Raw genomic sequence first — 19,865 nt, 5'->3', positions numbered from 1 at the left:
CCTTAGCGTTAACGGGTTTCGGAGAACTTCTTAAATACAGCCAGCGTTTCATCACTGACGTGATGCTCAATACCTTCTGAATCGCGTCGGGCCGTTTCGGGGCTGATGCCTAACGCCAGCAGAAAACTTTCAACAATATGATGACGGGCACGGCTCTCCTCTGCCAGCTTCTCGCCTTCACCGGTCAGGAAAACACCGCGGTAAGGCACCTGCTCAACCAGCCCGGCACTGCCAAGCCGCTTCAGCATTTTCGCCACGGTCGGTTGCGAAACACCCAGGCGGGCCGCCATATCGACCTGACGCGCTTCGCCAAATTCACCAATCAAATCAGAGATTAACTCAACGTAGTCATCAATTAATTCCCGACGATGCGCTTCACGCACCTGCCGAAAACCTTCGACATGCTCTTCAATATCTTTCAGTGGTCCTTTTGGCGCAGAAACCACGCTTTTAGCACGACGACTCATTCAGCTTCCTCATTATTATTTCCCGTATTGACACTGCTATACGGATTTAGCTGCGCTCATTGTAAACCAGCCGCAAAGAAGCTCAAATTTTTCGTCATTAGGCTTGGCTAAACAATATAGCCAGTGCTATATTTGTTGATAATGTAAGCAGCAAAAGGCGGGATCCCGGTTGATCCTCTGTTGCGCCGGTGTGATGACGTTTCTCACCGCAGGCTGCTGACTACCGCGTCGACAATGATTGGGAGGTGATTCTATGAGCACCCTGAAATGTTGCTTAGATTGCAGCAAATGCTTCCAGGCTGAGAAAAAAACAACCACGGAGATGAAATCCTGGCTGTGCCTGCTGACGCGTTCCCCGTTCACACTGCGTCTGATGTTAATTGAGAAACTGCTGGGCCATAAGCCTGCCGATCGTCGCTGCCAGAATCTGATCTGGCGCGGCTAATCCTGCTTCAGCGCCTTTCAGCCAGCGACTGAGAGGCTCACTTCCCTCTTTCTTCATCCCTTTTCTTATTTGCCTACGAAATCTGTATGCCTTACGGCATTAACAGCTACGGCTGGTTATCGGCTGCGGATAGCAGAAGCCATCGGATATCGGTTCGGGGTGAAAGGCGAGCGGGGTAAAATCAGCACAATAAAAAACGGCCCACAAGGGGCCGTTTTTTTGCAGGTCAGCTAAGCTAAACTTAGAAGCTGTAACCTACGCCAGCAATCCAGGTGCCAACGTCAACGTTACGGATACGGCTCTGCTCGTAACCAACGTCCAGCGCAACGTCCTGAATTGGGTTAAACTGCAGACCTGCACCGTAGGAGAAGCCTACGTCGCTTGAATCAGTTTTAGCGCGTGATGCAGTATCGTTCTGCTGGAATTTACCGTAGCCGATACCCACAACACCGTAGATGCTAGCCCAGTCGTTCAGACGGAAAGCTGGACCACCGGTCACACCGTAGTACTGGCCTTTATTGTAGATGCCAGCTTCGGTACGATCTTTTTCAGTGTAGGTGAATGAACCGATCCAACCCAGTGGGTTAGAACCGTCTTCGTAGCGGTATTTCAGGTTGAAGCCGTTAGCTTTGTTAGCCACGCCCTGATAGTCGCTCTGAGCATAGCCACCAGTTACGGTGCTCTGTGCCATTGCTGAACCTGCAGATACTGCCAGTACACAGGCTAATGCTGAAAGACATGCAATTTTTTTCATAACCACCTCAAATGTGAAAATACTTCTCTCCTGACAACGCTGAAAATATAACAAAAAATAGCGAGAAACTCTGCCCGGATTTTGTTGTCTAACAGAAAGTTTGGTGTAACAGGAAGTTAATGCGACATCCTATGTCATTCATTTTTCTTATAAAATCCGTCATCTTTCTGCAATAATCATTTTGTGCTCATTTCGTTCTTTAAGTTAAATCCTAAAAAATCCTGACATTTCTTTACCTAAATGGCCCTGATTCTGGCCAAAATTTGCTCAGTTAAGTCAGATTTAAAACGCGATTCCGTGATTCTTTGCCCGCTATTTCCTTTACACTGGCTGACTCATTACGTTTTTGACCAGGAAAAGTACACAGGATGTCTGCCTCTCCCGCTTCCAAAAATCTTGCCCCGATAGTCATGCCGATTGCCGTGCTACTGATTGCGATGCTGTCGCTGCAGGGCGGCGCTTCGCTGGCAAAAAGCCTGTTTCCTTCTGTAGGTGCCACTGGGATTACCGCACTGCGCTTAGGCTTTGGTACCCTGATACTCTGTGTCATTTTCAAGCCCTGGCGTTTACGCTTCAGCCGGGAGCAGCGTCTGCCCCTGCTGATGTATGGACTGGCTCTGGGCACCATGAATTTCACGTTTTATCTGGCGATTCGTACCGTGCCACTGGGCGTGGCGGTGGGACTGGAATTTACCGGCCCGCTGGCGCTGGCGCTGTTTGGATCGCGCCGGCCACTGGATTTTGTCTGGGTGTTGCTGGCGGTAATTGGCCTGTGGTTCCTGCTGCCGTTTGGTACAGACATGACCGCGATTGACCCGCTGGGCGCAGCGCTGGCAGTGGGTGCAGGTGCCTGCTGGGCGATCTATATTCTGGCGGGACAACGGGCAGGTGCAGAGCATGGCCCCGCAACGGTAGCCATCGGTTCGCTTATCGCCTCGGTCATTTTTGTGCCGCTTGGGCTGACGTTCGCCGAAAGCGGCATCTGGACATGGGCGGTGATGCCGATCGCGTTGCTGGTCGCGCTGCTTTCCAGCGCCATTCCCTATTCACTGGAGATGATCGCCCTCACCCGCTTACCGGCGCGCATTTTCGGCACGCTGATGAGTCTTGAACCCGCCATGGCCGCCTTTTCCGGCATGCTGTTTCTGGGGGAAACGCTGACCGGACTTCAGTGGCTGGCGCTGCTGGCCATCATCATCGCCTCAGCCGGTTCAACACTGACTATGCGTCCGAAAAAGAATCAGTTAAGCAGCGTTGAATTATCAGACGACAGGCATAAATAAGCGATTTCAGCCCGCCACGCTGGCGGGCGAAATAACAATCATGCTCAGCATGAGAATTATTCTTAACCGCTGCGCTTTACGGCTCATCCTATTTTGAAACAGTCACTTACCTGTTATTTACAACTGCTTATAATATTATGATTTAAATGACTATTTAATAATAGTTATATTTTAACATAGCTTTAACCTTACCCGTCCAGCTCGGCCTTTAATAAAGACACACGCTATTTCATCCATCGTCAAAGTCGTTTCTGCAAAGCTCAAAAGCGCTGCTATACTTATCCGGTACTTGATTAGGACAACCATCAAAGAGAGGACTGAAACGATGAGTACCGCTAAATTGGTTAAAACGAAATCTTCTGACCTGATTTATACCCGCAACGACGTGGCCGAAGATGAGAAGAAAGCCACCATCGCGGTGTTAAACCGTCTGGTAGTCGAGTTTATTGACCTGTCATTGATCACTAAGCAGGCGCACTGGAACATGCGCGGTGCTAATTTTATCGGTGTGCATGAGATGCTGGATGGCTTCCGCACTACGATTACTGACCATCAGGACACCATTGCCGAGCGTGTGGTTCAACTGGGTGGCGTGGCGCTGGGCACCACGCAGGTTGTGAATGACAAGACTCCGCTGAAAAGCTATCCGCTGAATATCCACAGTGTGCAGGATCATCTGAAAGCGCTGGCAGACCGTTACAGCGTTGTGGCGAACGATACCCGTAAAGCGATTTCAGAAGTAAAAGACGAAGATACCGCTGACATATTTACTGCGGCATCGCGCGATCTGGACAAATTCCTGTGGTTCATCGAAGCCAACATTGAATAACACGTATTGCACTCAATCAGGCGGGGAAACCCGCCTTTTTTACGTCTGTGTTACCGCAATTTTATGACCCTGTTAACAGTTCTTCCCTCCCCCGCTTCACAGCCTTAACATCTGAGGCAAACTACCGCTTGCACCAAAACAGTTATCTGCACCAAAATTGAGCACCAATAAGGTGCAATGGCAGAATTAACTGCAAAATCGTGTCAGCTATGTTATTTAACTCTCTGATTTCGCGGATTTTGCAAAGTTGGCATAATTCTTTCATATGACAAGCCGCAAACGCAGGCCCTGCCGCCTGGTAGTAAAAAAAGGAAAAATGATGAAGTCACTGTTAAAAGTTTCTGTGGCCGCGCTGGCGCTGGCCTTCTCCCTCTCTTCCACTGCAGCAGAAAAGAAGCTGGTCGTCGCTACCGATACCGCCTTTGTTCCGTTTGAATTCAAACAGGGTGACAAATATGTCGGTTTTGACGTGGATCTGTGGGATGCCATTGCGAAAGAGCTGAAGCTCGATTACACCCTGAAGCCAATGGACTTCAGCGGCATTATCCCTGCACTGCAAACGCGCAATGTCGATCTGGCACTGGCGGGTATCACCATTACCGAAGAACGTAAAAAAGCGATCGAGTTCTCTGATGGCTATTACAAAAGCGGTCTGCAGGTGATGGTGCGTAACAATGAAAACAACATCAAAGGCATCAGCGATCTGAACGGCAAAGTCGTCGCAGTGAAAAGCGGCACCGGCTCTGTGGAGTACGCCAAAGCCAACATCAAATCGAAAGATCTGCGTCAGTTCCCGAACATCGACAGCGCCTACATGGAGCTGGGCACCAACCGTGCAGACGCGGTGCTGCATGACACGCCAAACATCCTGTACTTCATCCACACCGCGGGTAAAGGCCGCTTTAAAGCGGTAGGCGATTCGATTGAAGCGCAGCAGTATGGCATCGCCTTCCCGAAAGGCAGCGACGATTTACGTGAGAAGGTAAACGGCGCACTGAAAACCCTGAAAGAGAACGGCACCTACAACACGCTTTATAAAAAATGGTTCGGCACTGAGCCTAAATAATAATTTGCCCGTTATCTGATTTCAGCAGGGAAACTTTTTCCCTGCTTTTTTCCATCGCAACATATCTGGAGTGACACCATGGAGTTTGACTGGAGCGTCATCTGGCCCGCCATGCCAGCGCTGCTCGAAGGCGCCAAACTGACCTTAATTATCTCAATCATTGGCCTGGTTGGCGGCCTGTTTATCGGGCTGGTGGCCGGTTTTGCCCGCGCTTACGGTGGCTGGATCACCAATAACATCGCCCTGGTGTTTATCGAAATCATCCGTGGCACCCCTATCGTGGTGCAGGTGATGTTTATTTACTTTGCGCTGCCGATGGCATTCCCTGACCTGCGTATTGATCCTTTCACCGCCGCCGTGGTGACCATCATGATTAACTCCGGCGCGTATATTGCCGAGATCACCCGTGGTGCCGTGCTGTCGATCAACAAGGGATTCCGTGAAGCCGGACTGGCGCTTGGCCTGTCGAGCCGCGAGACACTGCGCTACGTGATTATGCCGCTGGCACTGCGTCGTATGCTGCCGCCGCTGGGCAACCAGTGGATTGTCAGCATCAAAGATACCTCACTGTTTATCGTTATCGGCGTGGCCGAACTGACACGTCAGGGTCAGGAGATTATTGCCGGGAACTTCCGCGCTCTGGAAATCTGGAGCGCCGTCGCGATCATCTATCTGGTGATTACGCTGGTGTTGAGCTTTGTGCTGCGCCGCATTGAGAAAAGGGTGAAAATCCTGTGATTGAATTTAAAGATGTCTCCAAGCATTTTGGCCAGACCCAGGTGCTGCACAATATCGATCTGAAGATTAACCAGGGTGAAGTGGTGGTGATTATCGGCCCATCCGGTTCCGGTAAGTCGACGCTGCTGCGCTGCATTAACAAGCTGGAAGAGATCACCAGCGGCGAGCTGATTGTTGATGGCCTGCGCGTTAACGACCCGAAAGTCGACGACCGTCTGATCCGTCAGGAAGCGGGTATGGTGTTTCAGCAGTTTCATCTGTTCCCACAGATGAGTGCGCTGGACAACGTCGCTTTCGGTCCTATCCGGGTGCGCGGTGCCAGCAAAGAGGCAGCACGCCAGCTGGCACGAGAGCTTCTGGGCAAAGTAGGTCTGGCAGAGCGTGCGCATCACTTCCCGTCCGAACTGTCCGGCGGCCAGCAGCAGCGTGTGGCGATTGCCCGTGCGCTGGCGGTCAAGCCGAAGATGATGCTGTTTGATGAGCCAACCTCTGCGCTGGACCCGGAGTTACGTCACGAAGTATTGAAAGTGATGCAGGATCTGGCGGAAGAAGGCATGACGATGGTGATTGTGACGCACGAAGTGGGCTTCGCGCAGAAGGTCGCCTCGCGTCTGATCTTTATCGACAAAGGCCGGATTGCGGAAGATGGCGATCCCGACAGTCTGATCAGCAATCCCCCCAGCGAACGTCTGCGCGAATTCCTGCAGCACGTATCCTGATCAAAACGGGCCGCTTAGCGGCCCGTTTTGATTGTTGGCAAAGTCTGCCCTGCCCAGCTGTGAGACCGACCCTGCGAAGGGAACACGGGCAGATCGGAAAGTCGCTTAAACCATCCCTGGTCGCTCGGCCCGCGCCGTCCATGGCGCGGGACGCTTTCCTCCTCTGTCCGTGTTCCCTGCGCTATTAGCTAATGTGTTGCTGCCAGAGCAACCCTGATTGGGTTTGTCAGCAGTCTGAAACGGCCGCATCGCAGCCCGTCCTTTTTTCTCAGCAGAGAGATTCCTGTTACCTGCGTAATGAGATGCCTCAGTTCCCCAGGCGACTCAGCAGCTTGCTGCGCTGTGCGGCAGGCATAAAACTCCACGCCAGGAAGCGGCTCTGCTTCTGACCCTGCGCCATATTCACCACCCGCACCTCTTCGACGTCGAGCGCCTGCAGCTGTTTTTCCAGCGCCGGTAAATTCTCTTTGCGCGAAACTAATGAAGTAAACCAGCCAATCTGGCGACCAAACGCCACGCTCTCGGCGATCATCTTGCCGATAAACGCCTTTTCGCCACCGGGATACCACAGCTCATTGTGCTGCCCGCCAAAGTTAAGTGGCGCACTCTTATCCAGCCCGAGATTGCGCACTTTACGCTGCGATCCCGAGGACGCCTCTTCAGCCGACGCGTGGAACGGCGGATTACACATCACCGCGCTGAAAAATTCATTTTTGCTGACCACGCCCGCCAGCACCGCATCGCTGTTTTTCTGACGACGCAGACGGATCTGGCGCGTCAGGCGTGGGTTAGCCGCGACGATGCGGTTAGCGGCTTTGATGGCGGCTTCATCAATTTCGGTGCCGGTAAAGCGCCAGCCATATTCCGCCGCACCAATCAGTGGATAGATGCAGTTTGCGCCGCAGCCGATATCCAGCACGTCCGCCGCCGGGATCGCGCCGTTGTTGTCCAGCGCCAGCAGATCGGCCAGGTAGTGAAGATAATCGGCGCGCCCTGGCACAGGCGGGCAGAGTGAGCCGGGGGCCAGCTGCCAGTCGATGTCATAAAACAGTTTGATGAGCGCCTGGTTCAGCAGCATTACCGCCTCCGGGTCCGCGAAATCCACGGACTGCACGCCATAACCGTTAGGCCGGACTTTCGCCGCCAGCGGCGGATGAGCAGCAGTTAACGCGGCAAAATCGTATTCGCCCTGATGGCGATTGCGGGCGTGGAAGGGCGACGTGCTGGCTGACTTTTTCATACGTTCTCTCAATTATTCAGGCGCGCGTACAATACGCTGTAGGCGCCGGAAAATAAACCCGCACAATCCGCTTACCTCTTTCCGATTCCGTCGGGTGATGCTGTCGGGCTAAGATAAATAAAATCATCTGCTGGAGACGTTATGACCCGGAAACGCTATTCCTATCAACCCCGTGCTGGTCATGGACTGCCGCACGATCCGCTGAACGCCATCATCGGGCCGCGCCCGATTGGCTGGATTAGCTCTGTCAGCGCCAGCGGTCAACACAATCTGGCCCCTTACAGCTTCTTTAACTGCTTCAACTATCATCCGCCGATTATCGGTTTCGCCAGCAGCGGCTGGAAAGACAGCGTGCGGAATATTGCAGAGACCAAAGAGTTTGTCTGGAACCTGCCGACTCGTCCGCTGGCCGAAGCGATGAATGAAAGTTCTGCCTCGCTGCCTGCCGATCAGGATGAGTTCGCCTTTGCCGGGCTAACGCCGCTGGCCGCTTCACAGGTCAGTGCCAGCCTGGTAGCGGAAAGCCCGGTCAACTTCGAGTGCCGCCTGACGCAACTCATTCAGCTGCAGGATGCCAGCGGTAACCTGCTCGACAGCTGGCTGGTGATGGGTGAAGCGGTGGCGATCCACATCGATGAATCGCTGCTTGAAGAGGGCATCTATCAGACCGCCAAAGCCGAGCCGATTCTGCGCGCGGGCGGACCCAGTGCCTATTACGGGATCAGTGAAGCGCAGCGCTTTGATTTAGTCCGCCCGGACGCACGCCGCAAATAATCCTCACTCCATAAGCGCATCGGCCCGGTGCGCTTTTATCTGCGCCACCGCGCGGGCAATGTCGGGGGCCAGCCAGCGATCCTGCTGCCAGCGATCAACCACCTGCCGCAACAGCTGCCAGGCGAGCCGCGTGCCCGCTGCCAGCTCTGATTCACCATGAAACTCCAGCGCCTGCGCCGCCAGCAGATACTCAATCGCGATAATGTGATCGACATTGCTGACCAGCTTCAGCAGTTTCAGCGCCGACCCGGTGCCGAGGCTCATATGATCCTCCTGTAATCCCGATGTGACATAGTTATCGAGCACCGCAGGCTGCGCCAGCTGACGGTTTTCCGCGCAGAGTGATGCCGCCACATATTGCGCAATCATCATGCCGGAATTGACGCCAGGCTCCGCAACCAGAAACGGCGGCAGGCCGCTGACAAGCGGATTGACCAGCCGATCCAGCCGTCGCTCAGCAATACTGCCCAGCTCCGCCAGCGCAATCGCCAGCAGGTCGCAGGCCATCGCCACCGACTCACCGTGCGGATGTGACTGCGACACCACGCGCCAGGCCTGTGGCGTGCCCAGAATCAGCGGATTGTCGGTACAGGCGTTGAGTTCGGTCTCCACCTGACGGGCGGCATGGTCGAACTGATCGCGGCAGGCACCGTGCACCTGCGGCATCGACCGCAGGCTCAGCGCATCCTGAGTCCGGATGCCGACGCTCGCGTTCAGCAGCGGGCTGTCACGTAACAACTGGCGCAGACGTTCGCCGCTGCGCTGAATCCCCGGACTGGCCTTGAGCGCCAGCACCTCAGGGTCAAAGGCCACCAGCTGTCCGCGCAGCGCCTCAAAGCTCATTGCGCCGGTAACATCCGCCCAGTCCAGCAGACGTTCAGCATCGTCCAGAGCCAGACAGGCTAAGCCGGTCATGCAGGGCGTGCCGTTAACCAGGCTCAGCCCCTCTTTTGCGCCAGGCCGGTAAGGGGCTAACCCCGCCTGTTCCAGCGCCTGCTGCGCCGGGATGATTTCGCCACGCCACTCCACCTCGCCAATACCAATCAGCGCCAGGCCGATATGCGCCATATGGGTCAGATAGCCCACCGATCCCTGCGACGGCACCTGTGGCGTAATCTGCAGATTCAGCAGCGCCAGCAACTGCTGCACCAGCGCCACTGAGACACCCGATTTGCCGTGGCTGTAGTTAGCAATCGCCGCGCACAGAATGGCGCGCACCTCCGCTTTTTTCAGCACCGGCCCGACGCCGCAGGCATGGCTCATCAGCGTATTGCGCGACAGCTGGCCCAGCTCATCTTCAGACAGCGTGATGTTACAGAGCGCCCCCAGCCCGGTATTGATACCGTACGCCACCTGCCCCGCCGCCACGATGTTGCCGACGATTTCACGGCTCTGGGCGATGCGCTGCCAGGCGCTGTCGCTCAGCGTCAGGGTGGCACCGTGCCGGGCAACCTGCACCAGTTCCTGCCACCTGAGCGGACCATCGCCCCAGACCCGCGTCTGCTTCGTCACGTCACTCATACCACCGGCTCCACCTGATGATGACTGGAGATAAACTGCTTAAAGCGCGTCGATCCCGCCTCGCCGAACATCGCTTCTGGCGTGCCCTGACAGTCAATCGTGCCTTGATGCATAAACACCACCCGGTTAGAGACATTGCGGGCAAAACCCATCTCATGTGTAACCACCAGCATGGTGCGCCCCTCTTCCGCCAGGCTGCGCATGACCTTCAGCACCTCGCCCACCAGTTCCGGGTCCAGGGCTGACGTCGGCTCATCAAACAGCATCACCTCCGGGTCCATTGCCAGCGCACGGGCGATTGCCACCCGCTGCTGCTGCCCCCCCGAAAGCTGGGCGGGATAGAAGTCTTTGCGGTTCAGCAGACCAACCCGATCCAGTAGCTGTTCCGCCTGGGCGATGCAGGCTTTTTTATCGCGCTTCAGCACGTAGTGCGGCCCTTCAATGACATTCTGCAGCACGGTGAGATGCGACCAGAGGTTAAAGCTCTGAAACACCATCCCCAGTCGGGAACGCAGCCGTTCAATCTGACGCGGATTGGCCGCCAGCTGATGCCCGCGTGCATGGCGCTTCATCTCAATAGTTTCACCGCCGACGCTGACCACGCCGGAATCGGGCGTCTCCAGCAGGTTAATGCAGCGCAGCAGCGTACTTTTGCCCGATCCGCTGGCACCAAGAATAGAGATGACATCGCCCTTGTGCGCCTGCAACGAGATGCCTTTCAGCACCTCCAAGGCACCAAAAGATTTATGGATATCGCTGGCCGACAGCGTGACGGGTTGCAGTTCAGACATTTTTCTCTCCTCCGGTAATCGGCTTAGCGGTCAGTAACGGCTTTTTTTCCGGTTTATGTACCGGCGTCAGACGCCGCTCCAGCAGGGCATAGAGTTGAACAATAATGAAGTTGAGGATCAGGTAGATCGCCGCCGCACAGAGAAACACTTCCATGGTGCGGTAGGTGCGCTGAATGATCTGCTGCGCTACCCCGGTGACATCCCACACCGTCACCAGACTGGCCAGCGCGGTCGATTTCACCAGCAGGATCGCTTCGGTAGAGTACGCGGGCAGCGCGTAACGCAGCATCACCGGCGCGATAATCCGTCGCAGCAGCAGCCCGCGCGACATACCGCAGGCCATTCCCGCTTCCACCTGACCGGGCGGCACCGCCAGCAGCGCACCACGCAGAATCTCCGCGGTGTAGGCAGCGGTACAGAGCGACAGTGCCAGCACTGCGCAGGTAAAAGGCTCTCGCAGGAACGGCCAGAAGACGCTGTGACGGATCACGCCAAACTGCCCCAGACCGTAGTAGATCAGGAACAGCTGAATCATCAGCGGCGAGCCGCGAAATACCAGAATGTAACCACGGGCAAACGCGCTCAGCACCCGCCAGCGGCTCATGCGCAGTGCCAGAATACCTACTGCCAGCACGCCTCCGCAGAGAAACGCACTGATAAACAGGCCCAGCGTGACCGGCAGTGCAGCGCTGAGTTTAAGGAAGGTGTCAATGAGGAACGCAAAATCGATCATAAGTCTCCTTAATGCTGCGCAGCGGTGCGGCTTTGCCAGGCGCGGCCAAGACGGGATTCGGCGCGCAGAAAGGCGCGGTTCGACAGCAGCGTCAGCAGCAGGTAACAGGCTCCGCCCACCAGGTAAAAGGAAAAGTAGTCACGGGTCGAACCGGCCGCAATCTGGCTGGCCCGCATCAGCTCGACAATGCCGGTCACCGACACCAGCGCCGAATCTTTCAGGCTCATCTGCCAGACGTTTGACAGGCCGGGCAGCGCATAGCGCGCCACCTGCGGCAGCAGAATGCGTTGCCGGATGCGCCAGCGCGGCATGCCAATCGCGACAGCGGCTTCAATCTCCCCTTTCGCCAGTGCCAGTCGTGCGGCGCGGTAGACTTCCGCCTGGTAAGAGCCGGAGATAAGCCCGATAGCCAGCGCCCCGATCAGAAATGGCGGCGCTTCGATAAAGCCATCCGCGCCAAACAGCTGTCCGATCTGCGTGATCAACCCCGATCCGCCGAAGTAGAACAGGTAGATCACCAGCAGCTCAGGAATGCCACGGAAGATCACCGAGTAACCTTCCCCCAGCCAGCGCACCGCCCGGTGCGGCGATAACTTTGCGGCAGCAACGCCCGACCCCACCACCGCGCCAACCAGCAGCGCGGCAAACGACAGCAGCAGCGTGGTCAGCGTGGCACTTAGAATCAACCGTCCCCAGCCGTCCGGGCCAAAACTCAGCAGGCTTATCATCCGTTACCTCTCTCAGGGTGTGACGTCAGTTTTGAACCACTTCTCGCTCAGCTTTTTCACTGTGCCATCGGCCAGCGCGGCTTTGATCGCCTGATCCAGTCGGGCTTTCAGATCGTTGTCTGCCATGCGCACGCCCAACGCCTCGCCCTCACCCCAGATCGGGCCGCCCAGCTGCGGACCGCTGAAGCTGAGGTTACGGTTATCCGGTCGTGCCAGCATCGACTGCGCAAAGGTCACATCGTCAAACACCGCATCAATGCGTCCGGCCTGCAAATCGAGGATCGCATCGGCTGAACTGGTGTATTCGCGCACATCCGCCACATCTTTGAAGTATTTGTCGATAAACGGCGTGTAGACCGTGCCGGAGGCGATACCGATCGTTTTTCCCTTCAGCGCGGCTTTCAGGGGTGCAATGGCAGGCGCTATGGTTTTTTCATCGTCGGTAAGTTTGACGATCTTACTGTCGGCGGGCAGCAGTGACCCTTTTACCGTGATAAAGGTGGCGGGCGTGGAGGCGTAAGGGACGGTGAAATTCACCACTTTTTTGCGGTCGGGCGTAATCACAATCGCATCCATGATCACGTCATATTTTCCGGCATTCAGTCCGGCGATCATGCCATCCCAGTTCTGTACCACCAGCTTGCACTGAATCGCCATGCGCTGGCAGAGATCCGCCATCAGCTCTGGTTCGAAACCGCCCAGCTTACCGCCCGGCAGGGTGAGGTTCCAGGGTTCATAACTGCCTTCAGTGGCAATGGTGATCGACTTCCACTCTTTAGCCTGGGCGCTGACGCCACAGAGCAGCAGACTGGAAACCAGCGTAGTGAGACATAAACGACGAAGGGTCAGAGGGTGCGTCATACGATTCTCCTGAAAGTAGCGGCCTGGTGATCGCCCTGCAAGATTTAACATAAATTTCACAGGATGATATGTCATGTATATACAAGTTAACGCAGTGCAGTTCATTGCCGGCTTTATCATTTTGTGAGCCAGACGGGATTTATTCAGATTGAGCACGCGCTGCAGCACTTGTACATACAACCAAGCAAAGGTTATGCCAGCTCTGCAAAAGCGACGAATGGAGGCGGAAGCAAGGGAGCAGCCAGACAGGCTGCTCTCACCTGCACCCGATTAGCGCAGCGCTGCACCAGGGCGGCGCATCGCAGATTTATTGCGGTCTGGCCTGCGCCAGCATGGCGTGGATCATCGCCTTTAACACTTTTTGTAACCCTGCGGCACGCGCCTGCTGCCAGGCATAAGGCGGGGTTTCATCCATGTAGTTCAGCTGCGCCAGTTCCAGCTGAACTGCCTCAATCTGCTGCTGAGGCTGGCCATAGGCGCGGGTGATGTAACCGCCTTTAAAGCGGCCGTTGAGCACCCAGCTGTAGTCGGTCTGGGCCGCACACACCGCCTCAATCGCCGCGCTCATTTCAGGCGTGCAGCTCGCGCCATCGTTGGTGCCGATGTTGATATCGGGCAGCCGCCCCTCAAACAGGCGGGGGATTTCACTGGCGATGGAATGCGCGTCAAACAGCAACGCATAGCCGTGCTGCGCTTTAAGCCGCGCCAGCTCCTGCTGAATCTGCTGATGGTAAGGTTGCCAGATCTGCTCGATGTAGCTCTGACGCGCTGTGGCATCGGGCGTTTTGCCTGGTGCAAAGGTTGGCGTGCCGTCGAACAGGGTTTCCGGGAACAGGCCGGTGGTGGCAGTGGTATAGAGTGGCTGATTATCGGGCGGACGATTAAGATCGACCACAAAACGGGAATAGCGGCCGATTAACACACTGGCCCCGAGGTCACGCACAAAATCATACAGCAGCGGGATGTGCCAGTCGGTGTCAGGCAGGCCGCGCGCGGCCTCGCTCAATCCGGCGTCTACCTCAGGCGTCAGTTCAGTACCGGCGTGGGGAATGCTGACCAGCAGCGGCAGGCTGCCCTGGGAAAAATAGAAAGGGTTCATTGCGGTTCTCCACGATAGATAACGGTACAGGGCAGTTCACCACCCAGCCAGTAAACCAGTTCTGCCGGACGTGCCAGCGGCCAGTGGACGAAGTTTGCCACTTTACCCGCCTCCAGCGAGCCGTGACTCTCCGCCAGCCCCAGCGCTTTTGCCCCCCACAGGGTGACGCCCGCCAGCGCCTCTTCCGGCGTCATGCCAAACAGCGTACAGCCCATATTGAGCATCAGACGCAGCGACAGCGCGGGCGAGGTGCCGGGATTGGCATCGCTGGCCAGCGCCATCGGCACGCCGTGGCGGCGGAAGAGATCCACCGGCGGACGCTGGGTTTCGCGTAGCAGATAAAACGCACCGGGCAGCAGCACCGCCACGGTGCCATGCTGCGCCATCGCCCTGGCATCCTCTTCGGTGGCATATTCAAGATGATCAGCTGAAAGCGCACCATAGCGGGCCGCCAGTGCAGCACCGCCCAGCGCGGAAAGCTGTTCTGCATGCAGCTTCACCGGCATGCCCAGCGCCACCGCCCGGTCAAACACCCGCGCCACCTGCTCCGGGGAAAAGGCGAGATGCTCGCAGAAGGCATCCACCGCATCCGCCAGCCCCAGCGCCTGAACCTGCGGCAGCAGACGGTCGCAGATGATGTCGACCCAGCCATCCGGATCGTGCTTAAACTCCGGCGGAAAGGCGTGCGCCGCCAGGCAGGTGGCGTGGACATCGGCGGCCACGCTCTCGCCCAGCTGACGAACCGCCCGTAGCATCCGCAATTCGCTCTCTTCATCCAGACCATAGCCGGACTTGATCTCCACGGTGGTGACACCCTCAGCCAGCAGGCGGTCGAGTCGCCAGCGGGCCGAGGCCACCAGCTCCTCTTCCGTCGCCGCGCGGGTGGCGCGCACGGTGGAGAGAATGCCCCCGCCCTGCGCGGCAATCTCTGCGTAGCTGACGCCATTCAGACGCTGTTCAAACTCCTGGCTGCGGTCGCCGCCAAACACCAGGTGAGTATGACAATCCACCAGCCCCGGCGTCACGATACCGCCTGGCAGACGATGATGCCGATCGGCGACGAAGGCGGGCATCTCCGCTTCAGGCCCGACCCACACCAGCCTGCCCGCCCGCAACACCAGTGCGCCCTGTGGGATCAGATGGTACTTTCCGTCACGCATGGTGACCAGGTCGGCCCCCGTCCACACCGCCTCTACGCGCATCTCTTCTGTCATCGCTGCCTCATGCCTCCGCCGTTTACACTGTGCCTCAAAGTATGTATATGTATATACAACCACATCCGATGAGGATCAACCATGGCGACTTTTTTTGCCCCGCGCGCACTGCTGGCGGAGGGCTGGCAGCAGCAGGTACGTATTACGGTCAATCAGGCCGGTTTTATCGACTCTATTTCCCCGGACAGCCACGCCGATCAGGCCATCCGCCTCAACGGCGAGGTGATCCCGGCCATCGCCAACCTGCACTCGCACGCCTTCCAGCGGGCGATGGCGGGTCTGGCCGAAGTGGCGGGCGATCCACAGGACAGCTTCTGGACATGGCGGGACCTGATGTACCGCATGGTGCAGCGCCTGACGCCAGAGCAGGTGGGTGATATTGCCGCCCTGCTCTACATCGAGATGCTGAAAGGCGGCTACACCCAGGTAGCAGAGTTTCACTATCTCCATCACGACCCCAGCGGCGCGCCCTACAGCGATGACGCGATGCTGCAACAGCTGATTGAAGCAGCGGAGATTGCCGGTATCGGCCAGACAATGTTGCCCGTGCTCTACAGCTACAGCGGCTTTGGCAGCCAGCCTGCGGCGGCGGGTCAGAAGCGTTTTATCCAGCAGACTGACCACTACCTGCAACAGCAGGCGCGGCTGGATGCGTTGCAGCAGCGGCGGCCCCTGCTGAACCGTGGCCTCTGTTTCCATTCGCTGCGGGCAGTAAGCGAAAGCCAGATGCACGAGGTGCTGGCGGCCAGCGATCCGGCGCTGCCGGTGCATATTCATGTGGCTGAACAGCAGAAAGAGGTCAATGACTCGCTGGCGTGGAGCGGCGAGCGTCCGGTAGCCTGGCTGCTGAACCGCTTTGCGGTGGATGCACGCTGGTGCCTGATCCACGCCACCCATCTGGATGAAGATGAACTGTCGCGTCTTGCGCGAAGTGGCGCGGTAGCGGGTCTCTGTCCGACCACCGAAGCCAACCTCGGCGACGGCATCTTTCCGGCAGTGGAGTATATCGCGCAGGGCGGACGCTGGGGCATCGGCTCCGACAGTCACGTCTCGCTGAGCGCCCAGGAGGAGCTGCGCTGGCTGGAGTATGCGCAGCGGCTGCGTGACCAGCGTCGCAACCGGATTACCCTGCCCGGCCAGCCCTCGGTAGGCGATTTGCTGTGGCAGCAGGCCGCGGCGGGCGGAGCCCAGGCGTGCGGCATTCAGCAGGGCGCGCTGGCGGTGGGACAACGTGCCGACTGGCTGGTGCTGCGCGATGATGCATGGCTCGGCAGCGTGGATTCACATGCGGTGCTGAACCGCTGGCTGTTTGCCGGACAGCGCGATCAGATTCGGGACGTTTATGTGGCGGGTAAAGCCGTGATTGAAGATGGGGTGCATCCGCAGCAGGCGGCGTGTGCAGCACGCTTTGCTCAGGCGATGGCGGCACTGCGATGATCGCCCGGTTCAGGTACGACGATCTGGCGGTCAGCCGCTGGCGCAACGGCGGCGGCGAAACCCGCGAGATCATCAGCTTCCCGCCCGGTGCTGAGCACTTCGGCTGGCGCGCCAGCATTGCGACCCTGGCGCAGGATGGTCCCTTCTCCGCCTTTCCGGACATCGATCGGGTGATTACCCTGCTGCATGGCGATCCGGTGTTGTTAACCGCGCCCGGCGTGCAGCACCTTTTAACCCCGCAAAAGCCCTGGGCGTTTGCCGGAGAACTCGCCTTAACGGCGCAGCTGCAGGGTAGCGTCAGCGAAGATTTTAATATCATGACCCGACGCGATGAATGGCAGGCTACGGTGGAGGTGGTTACCGCACCGGTCAGTAGCCTGCACGGCGTCGCCTGGGTGCTGGCGGGTGCGTGGCAGACCGCTGACGGGGAAAGGCTGACCGCGCAACAGGGCGCGTGGTGGGTCGATGAAGAAACACAACTCAGCCCGTGCGAGCCGGATGCCCGGCTGCTGTTTACCCGACTTAACCGTGTCCCCTGAAGCGCCCCAGTAGTTTGTAGCGTGAGCCGGGATAGAGCAGTCGCGCATAGGTGACGATTTTTGTGTCGCTCCAGGTCTGACGGCGAATCAGCAGGCAGGGTTCGTGTTCATCCAGCGACAGATGTTTACGCTGACGCGCATCGGGCAGCACCGCTTCAACAATGTGCTCGCCTGCCGTCAGCGGCGCGACCCGCATCAGATAGGTATAGGGCGTCATCTGCTGATAATCCTGCGTCAGGTAGTCGGGCGCGACCAGCGGATTGACCAGACGATCCTCAAGCTGCACCGGCAGATCATTTTCGTAATGCACAATAAGCGAATGGTAGAGCGTCTGTCCGGTGGTAAGCCCCAGCACGGCGGCCTGCTCAGGATCGGCTTTATCCTGACCGATGGCGAGAATTTTACAGCTGTGCTGATGACCGCGCTGAGCGATCTCATCGGCGATGTTATGCACCTCCAGCATAGCGGTATAGCCTTTCATCTCCGCCACAAAGGTGCCGACGCCCTGCATCCGCACCAGAAAACCTTCGCTGGTCAGTTCGCGCAGCGCCCGGTTAATGGTCATGCGGCTGACGCCCAGCTCATTCACCAGTTCACTTTCTGATGGCACACGCTGATTCGCTTTCCACAACCCTTCACGGATCTGGCTGACGATGGCCTGCTTCACCCGCTGATAAATCGGGGCCGGTTCATCGCTCATCGCCGCCGCCAGTTGTGCCAGTGCCGTATGCTCGACCATTTGCTGTTCCTTATGCTGAAAGTCCCTTAAGTTTACTGTCTCACTGCGTGAATGTATATACATCCAGTAGCGCACGCCGTGCCCCACTGGTGCAGTCTGCGCATCCTGATGGTGCACTCCCTCCGTCGCGTTTAACCCGCGACCCGCGCCAGGTGGACATTCGATTTTTGTGATCGGTCTGGCACGGCACTTGCTTAGTCTGTTTGATTGTATAGACAAGCATAGACAAGAATTAACGCTTATGTTTCACTCGCATTATTCCGCTGGTTCAGGGCATGGAAAGCAACTTAGCTTTGCCAGCACACTTGTATAGACAGGAGTAGACTATGTCAGGTTCGTTTCAGGCATTGCGCCTGGTGCCCGGCGAGGTGGACCTCGCCACATTACGCGCTATCTATCAGGGTAACGTCACGCTGAGTCTTGACGACAGTGCGCGTCAGGCGATTGCGGCGGCGCAGCAGACCGTGGAGACGATTGTCGCCTCCGGCAACGTGGTGTATGGCATTAATACCGGCTTTGGCAAGCTGGCACAGACGCAAATCCCGGCCAGCCGGCTGGCGGATCTGCAGCGCAATCTGGTGCTGTCACACAGCGTGGGTCTGGGCGATCTGCTGCCTGACAATGTCACCCGCCTGGTGGTCGCCACCAAAATCATCAGCCTGGCGCGCGGTCACTCTGGCGTGCGTATCGAACTGGTTGAGGCGCTGCTGGCGCTGTTCAACGCGGGCGTGATGCCCTGCATTCCGGAAAAAGGTTCAGTCGGTGCCTCCGGCGATCTGGCACCGCTGGCGCACATGTCGCTGATGCTGCTGGGCGAAGGTCAGGTGCGGGTCAATGGCACGCTAATCCCGGCAACCGAGGGACTGGCAGGCGTGGGCCTGTCGCCGTTTGTGCTCGGTCCGAAAGAGGGCCTGGCGCTGCTCAACGGCACCCAGGTTTCGACTGCGCTGGCGCTGCGCGGCCTGTTTGAAGGTGAGAACCTGTTTGCCGCCGGTCTGATGGCCGGTGCGCTGTCGCTGGAAGCGATCAAAGGCTCGCTGAAACCGTTCGATGCCCGCATCCACAAGGCGCGCGGCCAGCAGGGCCAGATTGCCGTCGCGGCAGCTGTCAGCACCCTGATTGAGGGCAGTGAAATTCTGCAGTCGCATACCCATTGTGGCCGCGTTCAGGACCCTTACTCCATCCGCTGCGTGCCCCAGGTAATGGGCGCCTGCCTGGACAACGTCAGCCACGCGGCGCGAATTCTGGAAATCGAAGCGAACGCCGCCTCGGACAACCCGCTGGTATTCAGCGACAGCGGCGATGTGATCTCCGGCGGCAACTTCCACGCTGAGCCGGTGGCTTTTGCCGCTGACATCCTGGCGCTGGCAATTGCCGAAGTGGGTGCCATTTCGGAACGGCGACTGGCGCTGCTGCTGGACAGCGGCTTATCCGGCCTGCCGCCCTTCCTGGTGCGTGACGGCGGCGTAAACTCCGGCTTTATGATCGCCCAGGTCACCGCCGCCGCGCTGGCTTCTGAGAACAAATCGCTGGCCCATCCGGGCAGCGTCGACAGTCTGCCGACCTCAGCGAATCAGGAAGACCACGTCTCCATGGCGACTTACGCCGCCCGCCGTCTCGGCAGCATGTGCTTTAACAGCGCCGCCGTAGTGGGCATCGAGGCGATGGCCGCGGCGCAGGGCATTGAATTTAACCGGCCACTCAAAAGCTCCACGCTGATTGAGCAGGCCATCGACACCATTCGCGAGCAGGTCGCCTTCCTTGAGGAAGATCGTCTGCTGGCACCCGATATCGAGGCAATGCGTCAGTGGGCAAGTCGCGCTGACTGGCCTCAGGCATTGACCGCGCTGCTGCCAAGCATGCGCCCAACTTCTTGAATTAAGGAATC

Annotated in this window: 21 protein-coding genes; 10 read left to right on the top strand and 11 right to left on the bottom strand. The window is 57.7% G+C overall.

The window, feature by feature from the left end; genetic code table 11:
* Positions 1 to 8: 8 nt before the first annotated feature.
* Complete coding sequence (gene mntR / locus AC6I8E_RS05960) at positions 9 to 467, bottom strand: manganese-binding transcriptional regulator MntR (protein WP_010254350.1); 459 nt, start codon at positions 465 to 467, stop codon at positions 9 to 11.
* Positions 468 to 720: 253 nt separating this feature from the next.
* On the opposite strand from mntR, the gene AC6I8E_RS05955 reads away from it, so the two are divergent.
* A complete protein-coding gene (locus AC6I8E_RS05955) occupies positions 721 to 912 on the top strand; it encodes a hypothetical protein (protein WP_033782439.1) in 192 nt (63 codons plus the stop codon).
* Between the two features lie 241 nt (positions 913 to 1,153).
* On the opposite strand, the gene ompX is transcribed toward AC6I8E_RS05955, so the two are convergent.
* Entirely contained in the window at positions 1,154 to 1,666 is a 513-nt protein-coding gene (gene ompX / locus AC6I8E_RS05950) for an outer membrane protein OmpX (protein WP_013357252.1), read from the bottom strand.
* 368 nt (positions 1,667 to 2,034) lie between these two features.
* Here ompX and rhtA point away from each other — a divergent pair, with 368 nt between their 5' ends.
* The 5 genes from rhtA to glnQ all read left to right on the top strand — a co-directional run bounded on the left by rhtA (position 2,035) and on the right by glnQ (position 6,301).
* A complete protein-coding gene (gene rhtA, locus AC6I8E_RS05945) occupies positions 2,035 to 2,949 on the top strand; it encodes a threonine/homoserine exporter RhtA (RefSeq protein WP_013357251.1) in 915 nt (304 codons plus the stop codon).
* A 325-nt stretch (positions 2,950 to 3,274) separates the two neighbouring features.
* Positions 3,275 to 3,778 carry a DNA starvation/stationary phase protection protein Dps gene (dps, locus tag AC6I8E_RS05940; protein ID WP_013357250.1) on the top strand — a complete coding sequence of 168 codons (504 nt, stop codon included), beginning with the start codon at positions 3,275 to 3,277 and terminating at the stop codon, positions 3,776 to 3,778.
* Positions 3,779 to 4,097: 319 nt separating this feature from the next.
* The gene (glnH, locus tag AC6I8E_RS05935; RefSeq protein ID WP_013357249.1) at positions 4,098 to 4,844 is read left to right on the top strand and encodes a glutamine ABC transporter substrate-binding protein GlnH; all 747 of its coding nucleotides are present in this window, start codon (positions 4,098 to 4,100) and stop codon (positions 4,842 to 4,844) included.
* Positions 4,845 to 4,922: 78 nt separating this feature from the next.
* Positions 4,923 to 5,582, top strand: coding sequence for a glutamine ABC transporter permease GlnP (gene glnP / locus AC6I8E_RS05930; protein ID WP_013357248.1), 660 nt, complete (start codon positions 4,923 to 4,925; stop codon positions 5,580 to 5,582).
* Positions 5,579 to 6,301: a glutamine ABC transporter ATP-binding protein GlnQ gene (gene glnQ, locus AC6I8E_RS05925; protein WP_010254327.1), complete on the top strand. Its 723-nt coding sequence runs from the start codon at positions 5,579 to 5,581 to the stop codon at positions 6,299 to 6,301. The genes glnP and glnQ overlap by 4 nt, the downstream gene beginning before the upstream one ends.
* A gap of 307 nt (positions 6,302 to 6,608) precedes the next feature.
* Here glnQ and rlmF read toward each other — a convergent pair whose 3' ends face one another.
* Positions 6,609 to 7,541 carry a 23S rRNA (adenine(1618)-N(6))-methyltransferase RlmF gene (gene rlmF, locus AC6I8E_RS05920; protein WP_135909590.1) on the bottom strand — a complete coding sequence of 311 codons (933 nt, stop codon included), beginning with the start codon at positions 7,539 to 7,541 and terminating at the stop codon, positions 6,609 to 6,611.
* A 141-nt stretch (positions 7,542 to 7,682) separates the two neighbouring features.
* On the opposite strand from rlmF, the gene AC6I8E_RS05915 reads away from it, so the two are divergent.
* The gene (locus tag AC6I8E_RS05915; RefSeq protein WP_497824533.1) at positions 7,683 to 8,315 is read left to right on the top strand and encodes a flavin reductase family protein; all 633 of its coding nucleotides are present in this window, start codon (positions 7,683 to 7,685) and stop codon (positions 8,313 to 8,315) included.
* Between the two features lie 3 nt (positions 8,316 to 8,318).
* Here the strand turns inward: AC6I8E_RS05915 and AC6I8E_RS05910 are convergent, their stop codons facing one another.
* From AC6I8E_RS05910 to hutI, 7 genes are all read right to left on the bottom strand, one after another.
* Positions 8,319 to 9,836 (bottom strand): HAL/PAL/TAL family ammonia-lyase, encoded by a 1,518-nt coding sequence (locus AC6I8E_RS05910; RefSeq protein WP_497824532.1) that lies wholly within the window; start codon positions 9,834 to 9,836, stop codon positions 8,319 to 8,321.
* Complete coding sequence (locus tag AC6I8E_RS05905; RefSeq protein WP_497824531.1) at positions 9,833 to 10,627, bottom strand: ABC transporter ATP-binding protein; 795 nt, start codon at positions 10,625 to 10,627, stop codon at positions 9,833 to 9,835. Before AC6I8E_RS05905 ends, AC6I8E_RS05910 begins: the two co-directional genes overlap by 4 nt.
* Positions 10,620 to 11,360, bottom strand: a complete 741-nt coding sequence (locus AC6I8E_RS05900) for an ABC transporter permease (RefSeq protein WP_497824530.1) — start codon at positions 11,358 to 11,360, stop codon at positions 10,620 to 10,622. The genes AC6I8E_RS05905 and AC6I8E_RS05900 overlap by 8 nt, the downstream gene beginning before the upstream one ends.
* Before the next feature lie 8 nt (positions 11,361 to 11,368).
* Positions 11,369 to 12,088 carry an ABC transporter permease gene (locus tag AC6I8E_RS05895; protein ID WP_013357242.1) on the bottom strand — a complete coding sequence of 240 codons (720 nt, stop codon included), beginning with the start codon at positions 12,086 to 12,088 and terminating at the stop codon, positions 11,369 to 11,371.
* Positions 12,089 to 12,100: 12 nt separating this feature from the next.
* A complete protein-coding gene (locus tag AC6I8E_RS05890; RefSeq protein ID WP_497824529.1) occupies positions 12,101 to 12,949 on the bottom strand; it encodes a transporter substrate-binding domain-containing protein in 849 nt (282 codons plus the stop codon).
* Positions 12,950 to 13,256: 307 nt separating this feature from the next.
* Positions 13,257 to 14,048 (bottom strand): N-formylglutamate deformylase, encoded by a 792-nt coding sequence (gene hutG / locus AC6I8E_RS05885; protein ID WP_107319451.1) that lies wholly within the window; start codon positions 14,046 to 14,048, stop codon positions 13,257 to 13,259.
* Positions 14,045 to 15,262: an imidazolonepropionase gene (gene hutI / locus AC6I8E_RS05880; RefSeq protein WP_278497048.1), complete on the bottom strand. Its 1,218-nt coding sequence runs from the start codon at positions 15,260 to 15,262 to the stop codon at positions 14,045 to 14,047. Before hutI ends, hutG begins: the two co-directional genes overlap by 4 nt.
* Positions 15,263 to 15,343: 81 nt before the next feature.
* Here hutI and AC6I8E_RS05875 point away from each other — a divergent pair, with 81 nt between their 5' ends.
* Both AC6I8E_RS05875 and AC6I8E_RS05870 read left to right on the top strand, forming a co-directional pair.
* Complete coding sequence (locus AC6I8E_RS05875) at positions 15,344 to 16,699, top strand: formimidoylglutamate deiminase (RefSeq protein ID WP_497824528.1); 1,356 nt, start codon at positions 15,344 to 15,346, stop codon at positions 16,697 to 16,699.
* The gene (locus tag AC6I8E_RS05870) at positions 16,696 to 17,238 is read left to right on the top strand and encodes a HutD/Ves family protein (protein WP_195857191.1); all 543 of its coding nucleotides are present in this window, start codon (positions 16,696 to 16,698) and stop codon (positions 17,236 to 17,238) included. The genes AC6I8E_RS05875 and AC6I8E_RS05870 overlap by 4 nt, the downstream gene beginning before the upstream one ends.
* Here AC6I8E_RS05870 and hutC read toward each other — a convergent pair.
* Positions 17,222 to 17,977: a histidine utilization transcriptional repressor HutC gene (hutC, locus tag AC6I8E_RS05865; RefSeq protein WP_013357236.1), complete on the bottom strand. Its 756-nt coding sequence runs from the start codon at positions 17,975 to 17,977 to the stop codon at positions 17,222 to 17,224. The genes AC6I8E_RS05870 and hutC overlap by 17 nt on opposite strands.
* A 326-nt stretch (positions 17,978 to 18,303) precedes the next feature.
* Between hutC and hutH the strand changes: the two genes are divergently transcribed.
* Positions 18,304 to 19,854 (top strand): histidine ammonia-lyase, encoded by a 1,551-nt coding sequence (gene hutH / locus AC6I8E_RS05860; protein WP_497824527.1) that lies wholly within the window; start codon positions 18,304 to 18,306, stop codon positions 19,852 to 19,854.
* Positions 19,855 to 19,865 lie beyond the last annotated feature (11 nt).

This window comes from Pantoea sp. X-Soil-YNGN-785 (assembly GCF_059730585.1).
Note: the sequence above shows the minus strand (reverse complement) of the source record. Positions and strands in the feature narration are given on the sequence as shown.

What these genes read in the sequence shown, in the direction of transcription:
- AC6I8E_RS05900 (WP_497824530.1), bottom strand. Translation starts at nt 11,360, where the DNA reads ATGATCGATTTTGCGTTCCTCATTGACACCTTCCTTAAACTCAGCGCT.
- dps (WP_013357250.1), top strand. Translation starts at nt 3,275, where the DNA reads ATGAGTACCGCTAAATTGGTTAAAACGAAATCTTCTGACCTGATTTAT.
- AC6I8E_RS05955 (WP_033782439.1), top strand. Translation starts at nt 721, where the DNA reads ATGAGCACCCTGAAATGTTGCTTAGATTGCAGCAAATGCTTCCAGGCT.
- hutC (WP_013357236.1), bottom strand. Translation starts at nt 17,977, where the DNA reads ATGGTCGAGCATACGGCACTGGCACAACTGGCGGCGGCGATGAGCGAT.
- hutG (WP_107319451.1), bottom strand. Translation starts at nt 14,048, where the DNA reads ATGAACCCTTTCTATTTTTCCCAGGGCAGCCTGCCGCTGCTGGTCAGC.
- mntR (WP_010254350.1), bottom strand. Translation starts at nt 467, where the DNA reads ATGAGTCGTCGTGCTAAAAGCGTGGTTTCTGCGCCAAAAGGACCACTG.
- hutI (WP_278497048.1), bottom strand. Translation starts at nt 15,262, where the DNA reads ATGACAGAAGAGATGCGCGTAGAGGCGGTGTGGACGGGGGCCGACCTG.
- rhtA (WP_013357251.1), top strand. Translation starts at nt 2,035, where the DNA reads ATGTCTGCCTCTCCCGCTTCCAAAAATCTTGCCCCGATAGTCATGCCG.
- ompX (WP_013357252.1), bottom strand. Translation starts at nt 1,666, where the DNA reads ATGAAAAAAATTGCATGTCTTTCAGCATTAGCCTGTGTACTGGCAGTA.
- AC6I8E_RS05915 (WP_497824533.1), top strand. Translation starts at nt 7,683, where the DNA reads ATGACCCGGAAACGCTATTCCTATCAACCCCGTGCTGGTCATGGACTG.
- hutH (WP_497824527.1), top strand. Translation starts at nt 18,304, where the DNA reads ATGTCAGGTTCGTTTCAGGCATTGCGCCTGGTGCCCGGCGAGGTGGAC.
- AC6I8E_RS05870 (WP_195857191.1), top strand. Translation starts at nt 16,696, where the DNA reads ATGATCGCCCGGTTCAGGTACGACGATCTGGCGGTCAGCCGCTGGCGC.
- AC6I8E_RS05895 (WP_013357242.1), bottom strand. Translation starts at nt 12,088, where the DNA reads ATGATAAGCCTGCTGAGTTTTGGCCCGGACGGCTGGGGACGGTTGATT.
- AC6I8E_RS05875 (WP_497824528.1), top strand. Translation starts at nt 15,344, where the DNA reads ATGGCGACTTTTTTTGCCCCGCGCGCACTGCTGGCGGAGGGCTGGCAG.
- AC6I8E_RS05910 (WP_497824532.1), bottom strand. Translation starts at nt 9,836, where the DNA reads ATGAGTGACGTGACGAAGCAGACGCGGGTCTGGGGCGATGGTCCGCTC.
- AC6I8E_RS05890 (WP_497824529.1), bottom strand. Translation starts at nt 12,949, where the DNA reads ATGACGCACCCTCTGACCCTTCGTCGTTTATGTCTCACTACGCTGGTT.
- AC6I8E_RS05905 (WP_497824531.1), bottom strand. Translation starts at nt 10,627, where the DNA reads ATGTCTGAACTGCAACCCGTCACGCTGTCGGCCAGCGATATCCATAAA.
- glnH (WP_013357249.1), top strand. Translation starts at nt 4,098, where the DNA reads ATGAAGTCACTGTTAAAAGTTTCTGTGGCCGCGCTGGCGCTGGCCTTC.
- glnP (WP_013357248.1), top strand. Translation starts at nt 4,923, where the DNA reads ATGGAGTTTGACTGGAGCGTCATCTGGCCCGCCATGCCAGCGCTGCTC.
- rlmF (WP_135909590.1), bottom strand. Translation starts at nt 7,541, where the DNA reads ATGAAAAAGTCAGCCAGCACGTCGCCCTTCCACGCCCGCAATCGCCAT.